This is a genomic window from Arcicella gelida (genome assembly GCF_034931025.1).
Taxonomy (GTDB): Bacteria; Bacteroidota; Bacteroidia; order Cytophagales; family Spirosomataceae; genus Arcicella; species Arcicella gelida.
The window spans coordinates 397,495-416,265 of record NZ_JAYGIL010000003.1 but is presented as its reverse complement, the minus strand read 5'-3'; the positions used below and the strand labels follow the sequence as shown (position 1 = coordinate 416,265).

General features: G+C 33.0%; 16 protein-coding genes and 2 tRNA genes. 9 read left to right on the top strand and 9 right to left on the bottom strand.

Annotated features, from left to right (window positions below):
* Nucleotides 1–367: 367 nt before the first annotated feature.
* Complete coding sequence (locus VB776_RS03570; protein ID WP_323326099.1) at nt 368–1,264, top strand: YitT family protein; 897 nt, start codon at nt 368–370, stop codon at nt 1,262–1,264.
* A gap of 30 nt (nt 1,265–1,294) precedes the next feature.
* On the opposite strand, the gene VB776_RS03565 is transcribed toward VB776_RS03570, so the two are convergent.
* The 5 genes from VB776_RS03565 to VB776_RS03545 all read right to left on the bottom strand — a co-directional run bounded on the left by VB776_RS03565 (nt 1,295) and on the right by VB776_RS03545 (nt 5,187).
* Complete coding sequence (locus tag VB776_RS03565) at nt 1,295–2,077, bottom strand: class I SAM-dependent methyltransferase (protein ID WP_323326097.1); 783 nt, start codon at nt 2,075–2,077, stop codon at nt 1,295–1,297.
* The gene (locus VB776_RS03560; protein WP_323326095.1) at nt 2,067–2,969 is read right to left on the bottom strand and encodes a glycosyltransferase family 2 protein; all 903 of its coding nucleotides are present in this window, start codon (nt 2,967–2,969) and stop codon (nt 2,067–2,069) included. Before VB776_RS03560 ends, VB776_RS03565 begins: the two co-directional genes overlap by 11 nt.
* Before the next feature lie 13 nt (nt 2,970–2,982).
* Nucleotides 2,983–4,071, bottom strand: coding sequence for a DegT/DnrJ/EryC1/StrS family aminotransferase (locus VB776_RS03555; RefSeq protein WP_323326093.1), 1,089 nt, complete (start codon nt 4,069–4,071; stop codon nt 2,983–2,985).
* Nucleotides 4,052–4,450 carry a sugar 3,4-ketoisomerase gene (locus VB776_RS03550; RefSeq protein ID WP_323326092.1) on the bottom strand — a complete coding sequence of 133 codons (399 nt, stop codon included), beginning with the start codon at nt 4,448–4,450 and terminating at the stop codon, nt 4,052–4,054. Before VB776_RS03550 ends, VB776_RS03555 begins: the two co-directional genes overlap by 20 nt.
* Nucleotides 4,451–4,806: 356 nt before the next feature.
* Nucleotides 4,807–5,187 (bottom strand): LytR/AlgR family response regulator transcription factor, encoded by a 381-nt coding sequence (locus VB776_RS03545; protein WP_323326090.1) that lies wholly within the window; start codon nt 5,185–5,187, stop codon nt 4,807–4,809.
* A 239-nt stretch (nt 5,188–5,426) separates the two neighbouring features.
* Here VB776_RS03545 and gldG point away from each other — a divergent pair, with 239 nt between their 5' ends.
* The 3 genes from gldG (at nt 5,427) to VB776_RS03530 (ending at nt 9,046) form a co-directional block, all read left to right on the top strand.
* Nucleotides 5,427–7,091: a gliding motility-associated ABC transporter substrate-binding protein GldG gene (gldG, locus tag VB776_RS03540; RefSeq protein WP_323326088.1), complete on the top strand. Its 1,665-nt coding sequence runs from the start codon at nt 5,427–5,429 to the stop codon at nt 7,089–7,091.
* A 212-nt stretch (nt 7,092–7,303) separates the two neighbouring features.
* Nucleotides 7,304–8,428, top strand: a complete 1,125-nt coding sequence (gene dnaN, locus VB776_RS03535; protein WP_323326086.1) for a DNA polymerase III subunit beta — start codon at nt 7,304–7,306, stop codon at nt 8,426–8,428.
* Nucleotides 8,429–8,593: 165 nt separating this feature from the next.
* Nucleotides 8,594–9,046: a thioredoxin family protein gene (locus VB776_RS03530; RefSeq protein ID WP_323326084.1), complete on the top strand. Its 453-nt coding sequence runs from the start codon at nt 8,594–8,596 to the stop codon at nt 9,044–9,046.
* Between the two features lie 105 nt (nt 9,047–9,151).
* Here the strand turns inward: VB776_RS03530 and VB776_RS03525 are convergent, their stop codons facing one another.
* Nucleotides 9,152–9,925, bottom strand: a complete 774-nt coding sequence (locus tag VB776_RS03525; protein WP_323326082.1) for a TerC family protein — start codon at nt 9,923–9,925, stop codon at nt 9,152–9,154.
* A gap of 342 nt (nt 9,926–10,267) precedes the next feature.
* Here VB776_RS03525 and VB776_RS03520 point away from each other — a divergent pair.
* Together VB776_RS03520 and VB776_RS03515 are read left to right on the top strand one after the other, a co-directional pair.
* Nucleotides 10,268–10,345, top strand: a tRNA-Val gene (locus VB776_RS03520).
* Nucleotides 10,346–10,363: 18 nt separating this feature from the next.
* A tRNA-Val gene (locus tag VB776_RS03515) sits at nt 10,364–10,438 on the top strand.
* 124 nt (nt 10,439–10,562) lie between these two features.
* Here VB776_RS03515 and ffh read toward each other — a convergent pair.
* Both ffh and VB776_RS03505 read right to left on the bottom strand, forming a co-directional pair.
* The gene (gene ffh, locus VB776_RS03510; protein ID WP_323326080.1) at nt 10,563–11,897 is read right to left on the bottom strand and encodes a signal recognition particle protein; all 1,335 of its coding nucleotides are present in this window, start codon (nt 11,895–11,897) and stop codon (nt 10,563–10,565) included.
* Nucleotides 11,890–12,414: a hypothetical protein gene (locus VB776_RS03505; RefSeq protein ID WP_323326078.1), complete on the bottom strand. Its 525-nt coding sequence runs from the start codon at nt 12,412–12,414 to the stop codon at nt 11,890–11,892. The genes ffh and VB776_RS03505 overlap by 8 nt, the downstream gene beginning before the upstream one ends.
* 641 nt (nt 12,415–13,055) lie before the next feature.
* Here VB776_RS03505 and VB776_RS03500 point away from each other — a divergent pair.
* From VB776_RS03500 to VB776_RS03490, 3 genes are read left to right on the top strand one after another with little or no spacing between them, the layout of a single operon-like run.
* Nucleotides 13,056–14,156 carry a slipin family protein gene (locus VB776_RS03500; protein WP_323326076.1) on the top strand — a complete coding sequence of 367 codons (1,101 nt, stop codon included), beginning with the start codon at nt 13,056–13,058 and terminating at the stop codon, nt 14,154–14,156.
* 14 nt (nt 14,157–14,170) lie between these two features.
* The gene (locus tag VB776_RS03495; RefSeq protein ID WP_323326074.1) at nt 14,171–15,211 is read left to right on the top strand and encodes a DNA polymerase beta superfamily protein; all 1,041 of its coding nucleotides are present in this window, start codon (nt 14,171–14,173) and stop codon (nt 15,209–15,211) included.
* Nucleotides 15,212–15,218: 7 nt separating this feature from the next.
* The gene (locus VB776_RS03490) at nt 15,219–16,148 is read left to right on the top strand and encodes a phosphatase domain-containing protein (RefSeq protein ID WP_323326072.1); all 930 of its coding nucleotides are present in this window, start codon (nt 15,219–15,221) and stop codon (nt 16,146–16,148) included.
* A gap of 67 nt (nt 16,149–16,215) precedes the next feature.
* On the opposite strand, the gene pheT is transcribed toward VB776_RS03490, so the two are convergent.
* Nucleotides 16,216–18,642: a phenylalanine--tRNA ligase subunit beta gene (pheT, locus tag VB776_RS03485; protein ID WP_323326113.1), complete on the bottom strand. Its 2,427-nt coding sequence runs from the start codon at nt 18,640–18,642 to the stop codon at nt 16,216–16,218.
* Nucleotides 18,643–18,771 lie beyond the last annotated feature (129 nt).

The following is an 18,771-nucleotide window of genomic DNA, read 5'->3' as shown; positions in this document are numbered from 1 at the left end:
TGAGATAACATCTTAAAATACATTAATAAATCTATTTCAAGATACAAAAAAACGAGCAGAAAAGCTAAGGCTTTCTGCTCGTTTATGAGAGTTAATAAATAGACTTTTTCAGTAGCCTCGAGAAATCAGAAGCTTTTTTATTTTCAAATTACAACAAAAAACTCTTTGATGCGTTGTAATGAGACATTTCTTTGAAGAAACTTATTTCAAGCACTCCTTGCTTCATATCCTGAATACGTTTCATGTATTTCTCTTTTAGCAAAAACATTCTAAATTTCGGGGAGTAATAATTGGCTGGAATCAATATTATTCGCAAATTTCTCAGTATTTCCATAAGTATTACAAACATATTAAACCCTCTATAATTATGACTCAATCAATTCTACAAAAACCTTCGCAACAAAATAATTTAGTACTTCAATATGGCAAAGATGCTTTATTGGTAATCGTTGGTGTACTTTCTGCAAGCTTCGGACTCAAAGGATTTTTACTTCCAAATGACTTTCTGGATGGAGGCGTAACTGGTATATCACTGTTAATAAATATATTGACAGACATTAATTTGCCTGTATTAATTATCATTGTCAACTTACCTTTTATTTGGTTAGCATACACGCAAGTATCAAAAGTTTTCGCAGTAAAAACGTTGATAGCCATTGGACTTTTAGCACTGAGTTTGACATTTATTTCTTTCCCAATTGTTACTACGGATAAACTACTAATTGCAGTTTTTGGAGGTTTCTTTCTTGGTGCAGGAATCGGACTTTCCATTCGTGGTGGTTGTGTGCTAGACGGAACAGAAGTACTTGCCCTATTTATTAGCCGCAAAACAGTATTGAGTGTGGGTGATGTTATCATTGTTATTAACGTAATTATTTTCTCAGCAGCTGCAATTTTAATCAATATCGAAACAGCAATGTATGCGATGCTTACTTATTTGGGTGCTTCAAAAACCATCGACTTTTTAATTCATGGTCTTGAAGAATTTACTGGAGTAACAATCATCACAGAACATAGTGAGGCTGTTAGAAAAGTAATTATTGAAAAGTTAGGACGGGGCGTAACTATTTTTAATGGGAAAAGAGGCTTTGGGAAAAGAGGACAACTCAATGAAGATTTAGAAATAATCTATACTGTTGTTACTCGATTGGAAATTCAAAAATTGACTGATGAAGTAGCTAATATCGATAAATCAGCTTTTATTATACAGCAAAGTATAAATGATGTAAAAGGAGGAATGATTAAAAAATTACCTTTACATTAATTTCTTTTTACTCAAAACGGGCTAGTTTCATTAAGAAACAAGCCCGTTTTTCTTTGAAATCTTTATAAATAAAGAGCTTCCAAAAAAGCCTTTTTTAAGTATCTTTTCTTCAATTTTCACTAAATGATAGAAAAAGGAATTAATAAAATTAGAAGGTACTTCAACATCCGAAACTACATTTTTTGTATCAATTAATTTGAGTGCTATTCCTAATCTCTGACTTAATCTTACCGCTAAGACTAAAGGAGATAAAAACCAAGTCCAATAAGAATAATAATCAATCTTCAACATTCTTTTGGGCAATAAATCCTCAATATCTTGAAGAGTAAATCGTTGTTTCCCTCCTACCGCAATATCATGTGTTCCCCAAAAAACGTTAAAAGCATTATTATTAGAAATAAAAATGGCTTCATCTTTTAACAAGCCATGAATCGCTTGAAGAATATTGACAATTTGTGTATTCTCCAAACAGTAAAAAACATCATTACAGACAATCACATCAAACTTATTTGAGGTTGTAAATTCTGCCAAAAAGTTAATATCAAATCTCTGAACATTCAAATTTCTTTCTTTACAAAAAGAAATAGCAGCCTCAGAATAATCTATTCCTTGAATATTTTGAAAACCATTTTTGATTAAAAAGCTCATCAACCCACCCGTTCCACAGCCAATATCTAAGATATTTATTTGATAATTTTCAGGATATTTTTTAGTAATTTCTGCCCAAACCTTTTCGTGCAAAATTCGATACCACCAAAGCTTTTCTTCAGCCTCAAACATTACTTTGTATTCCTCAACATTACTATTCAGCATGGCTCAGTACTTTATATTTCACAGAATATTGTGGATAATTATTTTGAGTTAAGAACATCCTTCCCATGTATTCTCCAATGATGCCTAGCGACATCAATTGTACTCCACCAAAAAACATGAAAACTGTAATAGAGTATTGTGACATCACTCCCCAAATATCTAAGCCGAAAAGTAGCAAAGAGAGTAAAATCAAGAAAAAACCTGAAAGTAGAATAAACCTAGCTGGTAGAATTGAATAACCAAAAATAATGGTGAGAAACAGTACAGATAATTTACTAAAAGTGTAATTTGAGCGTCCTTCCTCTCTTTCTGAATGTTCTACATGAACACTTCCAACATTAGATACCACACTAAAAATTATTCCATCAATATAAGGAAATGGGCCTTTGTAATGACAAATTTCATTGACAATATCTTTACTAATCAGTTTAAAACTTGATAAATAAAGTCCTTTAGGCTTATTTAACAACCTTGTAGCAAGTTGATTGACCAACCAACTGCCAAAGTTTCTAAAAATGCTGTGCTTTTTATCAGAGTAATAAGTATAAATTACTTCATGTCCAGTTCTCTCTGCTTCCTTTAATAATTTAATAATTTCAGATGGAGGATTTTGGAAATCATCATCAATCATTACAGCATAATCTCCTCTAACATGATTTAATCCACACATTACTGCATTAAATTCTCCAAAGTTTTTCCGTAATGAGACAAAGGTAATATTTTTGTATTTTTTTGATAATGCTAAGCAAACTTGTTCTGAATCATCTGGGCTTCCATCATTGACTAATACAATTTCAAAACTATACTGATTCAGTTCTTCGTGAAGTTTCTCAACCAGTTTTCCAATAGTTTTTGCACCTCTATAAACTGGAATGACAACTGATAATAACATATTATATAATGGTTTAGTATGAATTTATCGTTTCTACGATATAATTAATTTCGTTTTCAGTCAAAGCTGTATTTAGTGGAATACTAATCACTTCTTGATGAATTTTTTCCGTAATCGGTAGCGATTTATCATTCCACTCTTCAAAAGCCTTTTGCTTATGAGGTGGTATTGGGTAATGAATATCAGTTCCAATTCCTTTTGAATTCAAAAATTTCATAAAATCATCTCTATGCTTTGTTCTAAGTATAAATAAATGCCAAACATCGTCATTAATTGTATCACTAGTGGGCAAAATAACTTTATCATTTTTAATCTGACTTAGGTAAGTAGATGCTATTTGTCGCCGATACTGATTATCAACATTTAGTTGCTGGAGTTTAAGATTCAATATTGCGGCTTGAATTTCATCCAATCTACTATTTAAACCCTGATAATCAAACACATACTTTTTACTTGAACCATAGTTTCTTAAAGCTAGGATTTTTTCAGCAAGTTCATCATTATTAGTTGTAATTGCCCCTGCATCACCTAATGCTCCTAAATTTTTAGAGGGATAAAAACTAAAGCCCGCTGCGTCAGACAAATTCCCCGCCATTTTTCCATCATATTTGGCACCATGAGCCTGAGCGGCATCTTCAAAAACATGGAGATTGTATTTTTGAGCTATCAGAGAAATGCTATCCATATCACAACATTTGCCATAGAGATGAGTAACTAAAATTGCTCTAGTCTTCGAACTGATTACTTTTTCAATATTGGGAGAATCAATTAGGTATGTTTCCAAAGAAGGTTCAACCAAAACTGGAATATACCCAGCTTGTTTAATTGCTAGTATCGTAGCGATATAAGTATTGGCAGCTACAATAATCTCAGAAGATGGAGGGAAATTACTTGCTTTTAAAATAATAATCAAAGCATCTAAACCATTAGCAACACCAAAACAGTGCTTAACGCCACAAAATCTTGCAAAATTCTGTTCAAATTCTTTACCTTTCTCTCCAAGAATATACCATCCTTTTTCAACAACTTCATTTACAATATTTTGAATTTCTACTTCAAACGGCTTATTTATTAATTTTAAACTAAGAAATGGTATCTGCATTTTTCATTGTTTTTAATTCGTAAGGTTCATCGATATAATCACTAGGATCATATAATTCATTTGCTAATACTAAAAGAATGCAGGATTTTGAGAAAGAGTCCATAATATGCCAATCCTCTGGCTGAAGAATAATACATTGATTTGGTGAAAACAAGAAGTATTCTTGTTCATACTGTCCGTTATTTATATAAATCCTACAACTACCAGTCAAACAAGTAATTGCTTGCCACGTTTTTTTATGGCGATGTCCACCCCTCACCTTTCCTTCTTCACAATGAATATAAAAAACTCTTTTTATACTTCCAGGAAGGTGTTTTTCAAACACGGTTAGAGAACCTGATTCAGAATCAAAACATTGTAATTCAAGAAATTTACTCATTGAAAATTTTGTTTTTCCCACCCAAAAATCTGAGCCTAAGTAGGACTAGGCTTGATAGCATTGATGGTTTGATTAATAATACTCTGAATTGGATAAAAACGATGTGTTCATGAGCATCGTCTATTTAGATAATATAAATAACTGACTATCTATATACTAAATAGTTTTTTCATGATTGTGCAAAACTAAAAGTCTCACACTTAAAAGTAGCTATTTCAAAGATAAGCTACAGAATTCTATTTTCCAAAAAGGACTAGAGATTGGCATTTGATTTTACTCAAACCTAACATCTATTAAACAAATGAGGCAGTAACTATTTTTAATAGATTACTGCCTAGCAATTGTAAGAGATAGATTTAGAGATTAATATTTATTCGAGGGTATTTCCCAACAATTTTACGAATTGAAGAGACTCTTATCATACTTCTTTTTCTTCTTGCAATAGGTGCGAATAAATTATTTTCAAGTATAATTTTTCTTTCTCTACTGACATAATCCAGTACATATTTAGGGTTTATAATGTAAGATTTATGTACACGCAAAAAACCGTATTTTTCCAACTCTTCGTCAAAAGCATTAATACATCTAGCATACAAACAACTATTTCCATCTTTAGTATGGATTAAAGTGTAATTACTTTCTGCTTCTAACATGATTATTTGTTCAATTATTAGCGATAAACTTTTTTTTGAATCTACAATTAATTCAAAATTGGAACGAACTATCAATGATGACATATACTCAGTTTTTGTGGTTAGTGGTAATCCAAAGCTTCTGAAGTATTAGTCGTAAATGCGAAGTGGAAGGGCAACAAAACTTTATCATTTTTTTTATTCTAAATACAGTTTTACTTCAACCTTCGTTTAAAATGAATTAATCAAAAGATAAATACTAATTTTGTGTAGCTGTGTAAAACATAAATACTTTTTGAGATTCTAATCACAATTGAAGACAAGGAAAATTCTTTAGAAATTAAATGAAAAATAAAAGCGTTCAGTTTATCATCATTTTTGTAGCAATACTGGGAGTAAATCTCTTGGCTAGTCGTTTCTTTTTTAGACTAGATTTAACCCAAGAAAAGCGTTATACTATTTCTGAGGCAAGTAAAAATTTATTACAAAACCTAGATGACGAAGTATATGTAAAAGTATATCTCACAGGGAAAGGCATTCCTGCGGGTTTTAAACGTTTAGAAAATGCGGTTAAGGAAACACTTGATGAATTTCAAATCTATGGCGGAACAAATATTAAATATACTTTTATCGACTTGAATGCTGAGTATAAAGATGAAAAAACAAGAAACGAGAAAATAGCTGCTATTGCTCAGAAAGGTATTACTCCAACCAATGTTTATAACAATGAAGACGGTAAAAAAACACAAAGTTTAATTTTGCCAGGAGCAATTATTACTTACAAAGACAAAGAAATTGCTACGCTATTATTGAAAGGGAATAAATTATCATCTCCTCAAGAAATCCTAAATCAATCTTATGAAGGAGTAGAATATCAATTGGCTTCTGCCATTAAAAGAGTAACTGCTACAGAGAAAAAGAAGATTGGCTTTTTTATCAATTATACCAATTTACCTGCTGTAAATCAATTGGATTTAATTGGGGCTTTAAAACCCAATTACGAACTTTATCCAGTTGATTTAAGAAATTCACCAACGTTAGATGGTTTAGATGCCATTTTTGTTTTGAAACCTGAACAAGTTTTTAATGATGATGACAAGTATAAAATAGACCAATTTATCATGAATGGTGGCAAAGCAATTTTCTTTGTCGATGCTGTAAAAGTAGATTCTGTGGCACGTGAAGGGAATATGGCACAAGTTCAAAGTGTTGGTCTTGAAGATTTATTATTCAAATACGGTGTTCGCTTAAACCCAAATCTTATCAAGGATGCTCAAATGAGTGCTGCAATTCCTTTAGACGTCGGAAATTTTGGTGACCGTTCCAACATTCAACTTACACAATGGCAATATTTCCCTTTGATAAATACTTTTGGGAAATCGCCAATTGTTAGAAATTTAGATGCTATTTATACAAAATATGTCGGTACACTTGATACTGTACGTGCGAATGGAATCTTGAAGACTCCATTATTGATGACTTCGCAATATACACAGCTACTGAAAGCACCAGCAATCATGAGTTACAATTTTGCTAGTAAAGATTTAAATGCAAGTCAATATAATGCTGGAGTTCAAACCGTAGGTCTGTTACTAGAAGGAAAATTTGAATCTTTATACAAAAATAGAATTCTGCCAAGTGATGCTCGTTTTGCTAACTTTAAAGCTGATGGAAAAGCCACCAAAATAATTGTTTGTTCAGATGGAGACATTCCAGCGAATGATTTTGACAAAAAAAACAATACTCCTCTCCCACTTGGTTTTGATAAATATTCAGGTAATACATTTGCCAACAAGGATTTTGTACTGAATGCTATTGACTATTTATTGGATGATAACGGCGTAATTGTAGCAAGAAATAAAGAAATAAAATTAAGACCTTTAGATAAAGCGGCTTTGCAAGATGATAGAACCTATTGGCAATCAATTAATTTAATCATTCCAGTAATTATTTTGGCGATTTTAGGAATAGCTAGAAATTTCTGGAGACAAAGAAAATACACTCGCTGAATATTTAATTCATTTTCTCATAATCGTTGAGTGAATAAAATTAAGTTTCAAAAAAACTTTTTCTTGCTGGCGAAATTTACCTAAAAACAATTAAAAGTCAGGGCTTATTTGTACTTTTGTTGAACTTTTTAAAATACAGTACTTTATATCAAAACTTAAATCATTTTGATAATTTAATAGTCATTCCCAACTAAAAATATTCTTTCAAGATAATGAAATTCGTCGTATCCTCATCAGTTTTATTGAAACAACTCTCGACAGTTAATGGCGTTATTGCCAACAACCCGATTGTACCTATTTTGGAAAATTTCTTGTTCCAAATTGATCAAACTCAACTGACTGTTACTGCCTCTGATTTACAGACTGTAATGATTACGACATTGGCAATAGAATCTTCAGATACTGGAGCAATCGCTATTCCTGCTCGTTTATTATTGGATACTCTTAGAGGCTTACCAGACCAACCAATTACTTTTAAAGTTGACAGAGATACTTTTGGCACTGAAATTATCACTGAAAATGGTCGTTATAAACTTTCAGGCGAAAACCCTATTGATTTCCCTAAAGTACCACAAGTAACAAAAAGTTTATCGGTACAAATTTCTGCTGATATATTAGGTGCAGCAATTGCCAACACTATTTTTGCTGTTTCAAATGACGATTTACGTCCTGCTATGACAGGTGTTTATGTTCAATTGTCGCCAGAATATACCAATTTTGTAGCTACAGATGGTCACCGTTTGATTCGCTATAAAAGAAGTGATGTAAAATCAGAATATGATTCTACGATGATTATTCCTCGTAAAGCATTGAATTTATTGAAATCTTCATTGCCTTCTGATGATACAACTGTTACTTCTGATTTCAGTTCTTCGAATGCGTTTTTCAGCTTCAATAACATTAGAATGATTTGCCGATTAATCGACGAACGTTTCCCTGATTACGAAAATGCTATTCCTCAAAACAATCCAAACGTTCTAACGATTAATCGTTCAGAATTTTTAGGCTCTTTGAAACGTATTTCTATTTATTCAAACAAAACTACTCATCAAATTCGTTTGAAATTATTGAAAAACGATTTAGTGATTTCAGCCGAAGATTTAGACTACTCTAACGAAGCGAATGAAAGATTAATGTGCGACTATGATGGAGATGAAATGGAAATCGGTTTCAATGCTAAATTCATGATTGAAATGTTGAGTAACCTTACTTCAAACATGATTTCTTTAGAAATGTCTCAACCTAATCGTGCTGGTTTAATTATTCCTGCTGATAAAAAAGCTGACGAAGATATTTTAATGCTTGTAATGCCAGTAATGCTAAATACTTATGCATAATTAACATTCAATAATCCATATATTGGGCGTAAGAGTATTATATTCTTACGCCTTTTTAATTTAAAATGTTAATGATTGTTAATCTAAAACTTTAGTATTAGTTTAATCGTTTAAAATTTACTCGTCAATTAAACGTTTTGTATCAAACTTAATCAATCTTAGAAAATGTTAAAAACTAGAATTTTATCTGCTTTATTATTTCTTTTTGCCATCAGCGTAAACGCCAAAACCGAACCTACTAAAAATAATACTACTACGGGTATTCAATTTTTCAAAGGTACTTTTCAACAAGCTTTAGCAAAAGCAAAAAAGGAAAATAAAATGATTATGATGGATTGCTACACTACTTGGTGTGGTCCATGTAAAATTTTGAAAAATCAAGTATTTACTGATAAAGCCTTGGGTGATTACATGAACCAAAAATACGTTTGTGTTGCAATGGATTATGAAAATGGAGAAGGACCAGCGGTAGCTCAAAAATATCCAGTAGATGCTTATCCATCAATTTACTTTATGGATAACAATGGTAAAGTAAAAACGATTATGGTTGGTGTTCCAAACCCTATTCCCAATGCGGCGAATGTCATTCTTGCACAAGCGAAAAAGTTTGTAAAGTAATTTTTTTATTACGCATAAAATCCGTGAATTTGTTTAAAACAAATTCACGGATTTTTTATTTTCTATCAAACAAAAGCGAGTGATTAAATCACTACTTCATAAAGTTTACTTAGAACTCTCTTGTTTAGTTCTCATTCTAATATTGAGTACTTCAACTAATAAAGAGAAGGCAATCGCAAAATATAAATAGCCTTTTGGTACTTCACCTACACCAGAACCAAAGAGAGAAACGTGTGCGTCGTGTGCAGATTGTGCAATAAGCATAAAACCAATCATAATCAAGAATGCCATTCCTAGCATCTGAATAGAAGGATGACGGTTCACAAAATCGCCCACAGGGCCTGAAAAAGCCATCATAATAACGATTGATAGAATTACTGAAATAATCATAATTGGCAAATTATGCGTTAAACCAATAGCAGTAAGAATTGAATCTATCGAGAATACAATATTAATCAACGCAATTTGAAGTACCACTGCCGTTAATTTATCTGCCGCTGAACCTTTAGGAACGGTAACTTCATGTTCACCACCAACCTCTAGTTTTTCATGAATCTCAGAAGTCGCTTTGTACAATAGGAATAAACCTCCGATAAATAAGATTAAGCTCTGTCCAGAAATTCCTGCATTTAGCCATCCTAAATTGATATGAGTAAAAGGCTCTTGTAAAGAGATGATGAATGAAATACCAAACAGTAAAGTAATTCTGAAAACCATTGCTAATAGCAATCCTATGTTCCTTGCTTTTGCTTGATCTTTCTTGGCTAATTTATTAGCCGCAATTGAAATAAAAATGATGTTATCTATTCCAAGAACAATTTCTAAAAAGGTAAGAGTAAGTAAACTTATAATACCACCAGCTGTAAATAATTCTGACATTTTAATTTTGGTTTAAATTTAATTTCACAAATTTATCCAGTTTAACCAATAATCAAAACTTCAATTGTTATGAAAGGTTAAAAACATCTACAGTCATTCCAAAAATGACATGAACGTTTTAGATGTATTATATATTGAAATACTCAATTCTATTCTTTGTCAATCATTACTAATAAGTAGATATAGGACGTACAAAAAACATCAAAAAATTATCTAATTTTAACTTACTGATAATAAAACACTTATAATTTTATTTAAAAAAGATTCATTTTTTTCTTTGTTGAAGTTTGGAGTGTAAGCAAATAAAGCGTAATTTTGCACCACCTTAAAAGAAAGGGATTTGGTTTCATAGCTCAGCTGGTTCAGAGCACCTGCCTTACAAGCAGGGGGTCCTAGGTTCGAATCCTAGTGGGACCACCAAATTACAACAACAATCTCGGTTTCATAGCTCAGCTGGTTCAGAGCACCTGCCTTACAAGCAGGGGGTCCTAGGTTCGAATCCTAGTGGGACCACTTTCAAAGCCTTAACATTCCAAAATGTTAAGGCTTTTTTATTGTCTTTTAGTTTCCACAAGAAAAAGGGTCAAAAAGATATAATCCCTTTAACCCTTTCTATATTTATTCAATACTACAATTTCTATTTACGCATCATATTTGCCATATTAGGCATTTTCATTTTTCCATCTTGAACATTGTTCATCATACGCATCATTTTACGCATTCCGTCGAATTGTTTCAAGAGATTATTGATTTCTGTGACAGAAGTACCAGAGCCTGTTGCAATCCGTTTCTTGCGAGACATATCTAATAATTCTGGTTTTTGGCGTTCTTTCGGAGTCATAGATTGAATAATGGCTTCAATTGATTTGAAAGCATCGTCTGGAATATCTACATCTTTCACCGCTTGCGACATTCCTGGCACCATTCCCATCAAATCTTTCAAATTTCCCATTTTCTTGATTTGCTGTAACTGCGAATAGAAATCTTCAAAACTGAACTGGTTTTGACGAATTTTCTTATTGATACGCTCAGATTCTTCTTCGTCAAATGCTTGTTGAGCTCTTTCTACCAAAGAAAGTACGTCACCCATTCCCAAAATACGGCTTGCCATACGGTCGGGATAGAATTGGTCGAGTGCATCCATTTTCTCGCCTGTTGAGATAAACTTAATTGGTTTATCTACAATATGACGAATAGAAAGTGCCGCACCACCACGAGCATCACCATCTAATTTAGTAAGTACAACGCCATCAAAATTCAAACGTTCGTTGAAAGTTTTAGCAGTATTTACAGCATCTTGCCCCGTCATCGAATCCACTACAAAAAGGATTTCCGAAGGTTTGATAGCATTTTTAACCGCTGCAATTTCATTCATCATTGCCTCATCTACTGCCAAACGACCAGCAGTATCGACAATGATTACTCTTTTACCCATTTTACGTCCGTAAGAAATCGCATTTTGTGCAATCTCAACAGCGTTTTTATTTTCAGGTTCAGCATAAACATCTACGCCTACTTGTTCACCCAAAACTTTCAATTGGTCGATAGCCGCAGGACGATAAATATCACAGGCTACCAACAACACATTTCTACCACTTTTTTTGAGGTATTGAGCTAATTTTCCAGAGAAAGTAGTTTTACCCGAACCTTGCAAACCTGCAATCAAAATAATCGCTGGGTCTGGTTTAAGGTTAATAGCTTGCACAGAAGAACCCATCAATTTTACAAGTTCTTCATGGACAATCTTCACTAACATTTGACCGGGGTCAACCGCAATAAGGATTTTTTGTCCCATTGCTTCTTCCTTGATACGGTCAGTGATTTCTTTGGCAACTTTATAGTTTACGTCGGCATCCATCAAAGCCTTGCGGATTTCCTTGACAGTACTTGCTACATTGACATCCGTGATACGTCCCTTACCTTTCAGGGTACGCATTGCGGTGGTTATTTTACTGCTTAAATTCTCAAACATTTTTATCTATTGCTTCTAATTTTTCTTGTATAATTTTTAATATTTCTGGACGATACTCAAATGAAATAAATTCATCACTTATCCATGTAAACCTATTGGGATTAAACTGCTCTTTGTTAGAAATAAAAAGCATTTTTTTCACTTCACCCACATAAACTAATGAGCCAATCTGACTTTTATACTTAATATCAGCTTTCAAAGACTGAATGGAAATAACTTCAAAATACTGTCTTTTTATTCTGGCAATTCCGCCCAAAGTATTTACCTCTTTCCATTTTATCACTACTCCTCTCATCCAAGATTTATACTCAATACCTTCGTGGGTCAATTTTATTTCTGCAAAAACTAAATTTAATTGCCAAAAGAGTATTACCAATAATGGAATTACCACAAACCAAGGAACATGAAAAATAAAAAATACCGATACAAACCAGAGTAAAATAAATACTAATCCAACAACTAACTCCCAATCTTTTATGATATTAACTTTAAAAGTAATGGGGAAATTTGTTTCCATCTCCTTAGTTTTAACAGTAAAATGATATTTAAAAAGCTATTCTCTCGAACAAATTTCTATAATTCAAAGGTTATCGCACAAAGGTACAAAATTCTTAATAAAACAGGAGAGATTGATTTATGTATGTTGAGTTTGCATTAGGTCTATCAAAAAGAGAATTTATTCATTTTTTGAAATTAATTATATCTACGCAAATACCTTGCGTAGGAACTAATCAACTTTGTACTGTTAATAATGATTATCAAAACCCACGACGTTGGTTTTAAAGAACCATGTAGTATTAAAGCTTTAGCTTTTAATATGCTGTTGAAGATAATTTAGGTTAACCCTATGAACACAGGTTCGAATCCTGTCACCAATTTAATTTTGGTGTAGCTAAGCCTGGTAAAGCAGTTAATTTCATTAAAATAGTCAATTAAACTAGAGATGATTTTTATCTCAATTTGAAAGAGGCTTGAATAAGATGGATACCGTAAGAATGGCGTAATAGTGTGTGATAAAATAATTGGTTAATAAATTCTGAGCTCAAATTAAAATCAACCAATTAACTAAATACCTTTTAACAGCTTTCTTACTCAAATCAAATCCGCATTTTTTGGATGGTTTAATTGGCTATTTTTTCACAAAAAACAAATAAAGCAATGAAGTACATAAAAATATCAGCATATAAAATTGGGTTAGTTTTCAAAAATGAAAATTACAGTAAAGTCTTAACAGAAGGGAATTATTGGTTGATGCCTTATGAAACTTGTAAGGTATATGATATGACAGAACCCTTTACGATTAATTACAATTTAAACATACTCTTGCAAGACACAAAAATTGCCTCAATGCTGGATATTATAGAAGTAAAAGACAATGAAGTTTTCTTACAATATGAAAACGAGTTGTTTAAAACTACGCTGACAACTGGTAAATATGCGTTTTGGAAAGGTTTAATCAGTTATACCTACACGAAAGTAGATTTAAGTAAAATTGAAATTACAGAAGCTATCAATTTAACAACCTTAACCACTAAACTTTTACCTTTTGTTCGTACTTTCAACGTAGAGTCGTATGAAAAAGCACTATTATTTGTAGATGGTAAATTTCAGAAACAATTAGTTGCAGGAACCTATTATTGGTGGAAAAATAGCATTTCTATTCATATTGCCAAAATAGATACTCGTATTCTTCAAATTGAAATATCTGGACAAGAAATCTTGACAAAGGATAAAGCATCCTTACGGTTGAATTTCTTTGCTCAATATAAAATAATTGACATCATTAAAGCTGCTTTAGAAAACAAAGACTATGAAAAACAATTATATGTATCTATTCAATTAGCGTTGCGAGAATATATTGGTACTTTGACCTTAGATGAACTTTTGGAGAAAAAAGAAAGTGTATCTTCATTCATTATTACATCTATTACTTCTAAAACAGAAGTACTTGGTGTTAGTATAGTAGGCTGCGGAATTAAAGACATTATTTTATCTGGCGAAATGAAAGACATTATGAACCAAGTACTAATAGCTGAAAAGAAAGCTCAAGCGAATATCATCATGCGACGAGAAGAGACTGCTTCAACTCGTAGTTTATTGAATACAGCTAAATTAATGGAGGAAAATGAAATGTTATTTAGATTAAAAGAAATGGAATACATCGAAAAAATAGCAGATAAAATCAACACTATCTCAGTCACTGGGGGTGGACAAGTATTAGATCAATTAAAACAAATGTTTATTTCAGGGAAGAAATAAATACTTTATAGCCAATGAACACGACTACACTCTTCAAAACCATAGTAGGTAGCCAAGCCTATGGTACTAATACTGTAAACTCTGATATTGATTATAAAGGCGTTTATGCCCAATCGACCAAAGACTTAATTGGGTTTAACTACCTTGAACAAATTGAGCTTAGTAAGGATGAATGTTATTATGAAGTTAGACGATATTTACAATTACTCCAATCTGCAAACCCTACGATGTTGGAGTTATTGTTTATGCCCGAAGACTGTATCATTGAAAAACATCCTGCTTTCGATTTAATCATTCGTCAAAGACATAAATTCCTGACCAAAAAATGTTTACACTCTTTTGGTGGATATGCTATTGCCCAAATCAAAAAAGCTAAAGGACTACAAAAGAAGATGAATTGGGAACATGAGAAAGTAAAAAGAAAGTCTCCTTACGATTTTTGTTATGTGTATGAAAATGGAAAAACTATTCCACTCTTAACGTATTTGGCTATCAATCAACTTGATGAAAACCAATGTGGGTTGGTGGCTTTAAACCATTTTAAAGATTGTTTTTCATTGTATTACGATGCACTGAACTGTTTGGGCTATCATGGAATTGTGGCAGAAAAAAGCAATGCTTTGAAGCTTTCAAGTATCCCAAAAGAAGAAAACCCATTGACTATTTTATATTACAATCAGGAAGGGTATTCAGCACATTGCCGAGAATACAAACAATATAACGAATGGTTGACTAAACGAAATACGCAAAGGTATGTTGATATAAATAATCATGGACAACAAATAGATGGAAAGAACCTTTTGCATTGCCGAAGATTATTGGACATTGCCTTTGAGATTGCTATGGAAGGAACTATTCATGTACGACGACCAAATGCCAAAGAACTTTTGAAAATAAGACATGGAGAAATTGATTTGGAGGCTTTTATAGAACAGGCAGAGTATGAAATTGAGCAGTTGCACCAACTTTTCGATACCTGTACTTTGCCTAATGACATTGAAACACTATTTGTTAATTCGCTATTATTAGAAGTAAGAGAAGCAGTAAATTTATAGAGATTTTATGAAGGAAATATTAATATTAAGAGGCTTACCAGCCAGTGGAAAATCGACTTTTGCAAGAAAGTTGATTCGAGACAATAAAGGTTCTTGGAAAAGGCTTAATAAAGATGAGTTGAGAGAGATGTTAGACTCCTCTGAGTATTCGCTGGAAAACGAAAAATTTGTCGATACTGTTCGCAATCTAATGCTAATGGAAGCCTTGAAAGAAGGCAAAAATGTGGTAATAGATGACACAAACCTTTCGGAAAAACCCATTGAGAGGATTCGTGAAGTAGCACAAAAATATGTAAAAGAAACTGGCAAAAAAGTAACCATAACATTTAAAGAATTTGATACGTCTTTAGAAGAATGTATTATTCGAGACGAAAGACGAGACAAGAAAGTAGGTCGGGAAGTAATTATGAAATTCTATCATCAGTATATGTTGAAAAAAACTGATATAACTTCCGATACTATTAAGCCATCAAAATCAAGGACTAAAGAACGTGGACCATATTATGAAGTACAAGACGATAGTTTACCGCCAGCTATTATTTGTGATTTAGATGGCACTTTAGCTATCATTCATGATAGAAGTCCTTATGATTCTAAAAGCTGTGAAACAGATTTACTGAATGAACCTATTGCTGCAATATTGAAAACCTATCATCAAAAAGGGTCAAAAATCATCTTGATTTCGGGCAGAGAAGACCAAGCAAAAAGTCAAACGATTAATTGGTTACATTATAATCGCATTCAATATGATGCCCTATACATGCGAAAAACAGGTGATAGTCGTAAAGATGTTGAAATAAAGAAAGAGTTTTATGAGCAGTATATTAAAGATGTATTTTTCGTAGAATTCATTTTGGACGACCGTAATCAAATAGTTGACTTATGGAGAAACGAACTGGGTTTAGCTTGTTTGCAAGTAAATTATGGAAACTTTTAAGGGCTAAAAATTAAAGGTCACAAGAACAGTAATTCTTGTGACCTTTAATTTTTTCAATCAGATAAATTTATTTTCTAATCACTGCTCCGATTTCTTTTTCAAAAGCTGCCATTAGTTTTTCCATTGTTTTGTCGATTACTTTGTCCGTCAAGGTTTGTTCGTAATCTTGAAGAATGAAACTTACTGAATAAGATTTCTTATCTGCTCCTAAGTTTTCACCTTGATACACATCAAAAACATTGATTTGACGCAACAAGTTTTTCTCATAATTACGTGCCAATTTCTGAATTTGGTCGAAAGTAACAGTTTTGTCAATCACCAAAGAAAGGTCACGACGTACTTCTGGGAATTTCGGTAATTCTACAAAAACTGCTTTGTCGTTATATTGTTTGAACAAGTAATCCCAATCAAAATCAGCAAAGAAAACGTGCTGTTTTACTTCTGCTTTTTTCGCCACATTTGGTTTTACTAAACCTACTTTAGCTACTTCTTTTTTGTTCAAGACGTAGCTCAAACCATATTCAAAAGTTGCCGTTCCTTCTAAAGGTTTTGTGTCAAGATTTTTGAAACCTAAACTTCCCAATACTTTATTTACAGCACTTGCCAAAGTATGGAAAGCTACTTTTTGTGATTTCAATTGCCACGTTTCATTTTCTGTATTTCCCGTTACATACAAAGCTAAATGGCGTTTTTCAACGTATTTATCATTGATTTTGTGATAGGTTTTTCCAAAATCAAACATTTTCAAATCTTTCTGACGACGGTTGATATTGTGTGCCAATACTTCTAAACCAGAAAACACCATCGACTGACGCATTACGCCTAAATCTTCTGATAATTTGTTTAAAATCTCAACGTCATCATTCGGTAAATCTGCTTTAATCAAGGCAGAATAAGCAGGTTTTGTTAAAGAATTGGTAATGATTTCGTTGAAACCATTCGCCGCCAATACTTGCGAAATTTTTAATTGTAATTGTTCTCTGTCTTTTTGCGGGAAACCAGATAAAAATTCCGTTCCAAGATTTTCAGACAATTCTACATTTTCAAAACCATAAATTCTAAGTACTTCTTCAATTACGTCGGCTTCACGAGTAACGTCCACACGGTAAGGCGGAACGATTGCCGTAAAACCATTTTCGTCTTCGTTCTGAATCGCAATATCTAAAGATTCAAGAATTGATTTTACTAAAGCTTTATCCAAGGTTTTACCAATCAAACGGTTTACGTTTTTATATAAAACTGGAATGCTGAAATCTGCAATGGGATTCGGGTAAAAATCAGATACTTCCGAAGCAATTACGCCACCTGCCAATTCTTGAATCAACAAAGCTGCATATTTCAAAGCGTATAATTTGGCATTTGGGTCTGTTCCACGTTCAAAACGGAAAGAAGCATCCGTTTTCAAGCCATGACGTTGAGCCGTTTTTCTTACCGAAGCAGGGTCGAAATAGGCTACTTCTAAATAAACACGAGTCGTTTCTGGTTTGATTCCTGATTTTGTTCCACCAAAAATTCCAGCGATTCCCATCGGTTCGTCGCCATTACAAACCATCAAATCTGTTTCGCCCAAAGTACGTTCTACTTCGTCGAGTGTAGTAAATTTTGTACCTGCTGGCAAAGTTTTTACAATTACTTTTTGTCCTGAAATGGCAATCCAGTCGTAAGCGTGCATCGGTTGCCCTAAGCCATGACAGATATAATTGGTAATATCTACAATATTATTAATTGAACGCAAACCAATGGTTTCCAAATATTTACGCAACCATTCTGGCGATTCTTTCACCGTTACGCCATCAAGAGTTACACCACAAAAACGTGGACAAGCCGTAGCGTCTTCAACGATTAATTCAATCGGAAAGTTATTATTATCAACTTTGAAAGCTTCAACCGAAGGCAGAGTAATAGCACGACCAGTTTTAGCTTTAATATCACGAGCTACTCCCCAATGCGAAGCAGCGTCTGCACGGTTGGGCGTTAATCCGATTTCGATTAATAAATCTGCTTCTAAATTAAAGTACTGAGCCGCAGGCGTTCCATTTGGCAAATCGGTATCCAACACCATAATACCAGCGTGTGAAGTACCAAGTCCGATTTCGTCTTCGGCACAAATCATTCCTTCCGAAAGATGTCCGTAAGTTTTTTTACTGGTGATTTTAAAAATCTCAACACCTTTTGCATGGTCGTAAAGCGTAGTTCCGACAGTAGCAACAATTACTTTTTGTCCGGCTTCAACGTTGGTAGCACCACAAACAATTTGTGAAGGCGTTTCTCCACCCACATCAACAGTAGTTAAGCTCAACTGTTTTTCCTTGACCATAAATCGCTCACAAGTAAGTACTTCACCTACTACAAAACCTTGTAAACCGCCCAAAATTGCTTCGTGACGCTCGATGGATTCTACTTCTAAGCCCGTTCCAGTTAAGAGTTGATCTAATTCTTGAGCCGACTCTGTTATTTCTACAAATTGTTTAAGCCAATTAAGGGAGATTTTCATTCTAAATGCAATGTAAGATTTCGTGATTGAGAAATTCATTCCTTTTAAAATTTCTCGGAAATACAAAGTTAATCAAAAAAAAGAAGACAAAAATAAACCCCACAAGATTGCTTGAATCTTGTGGGGTAA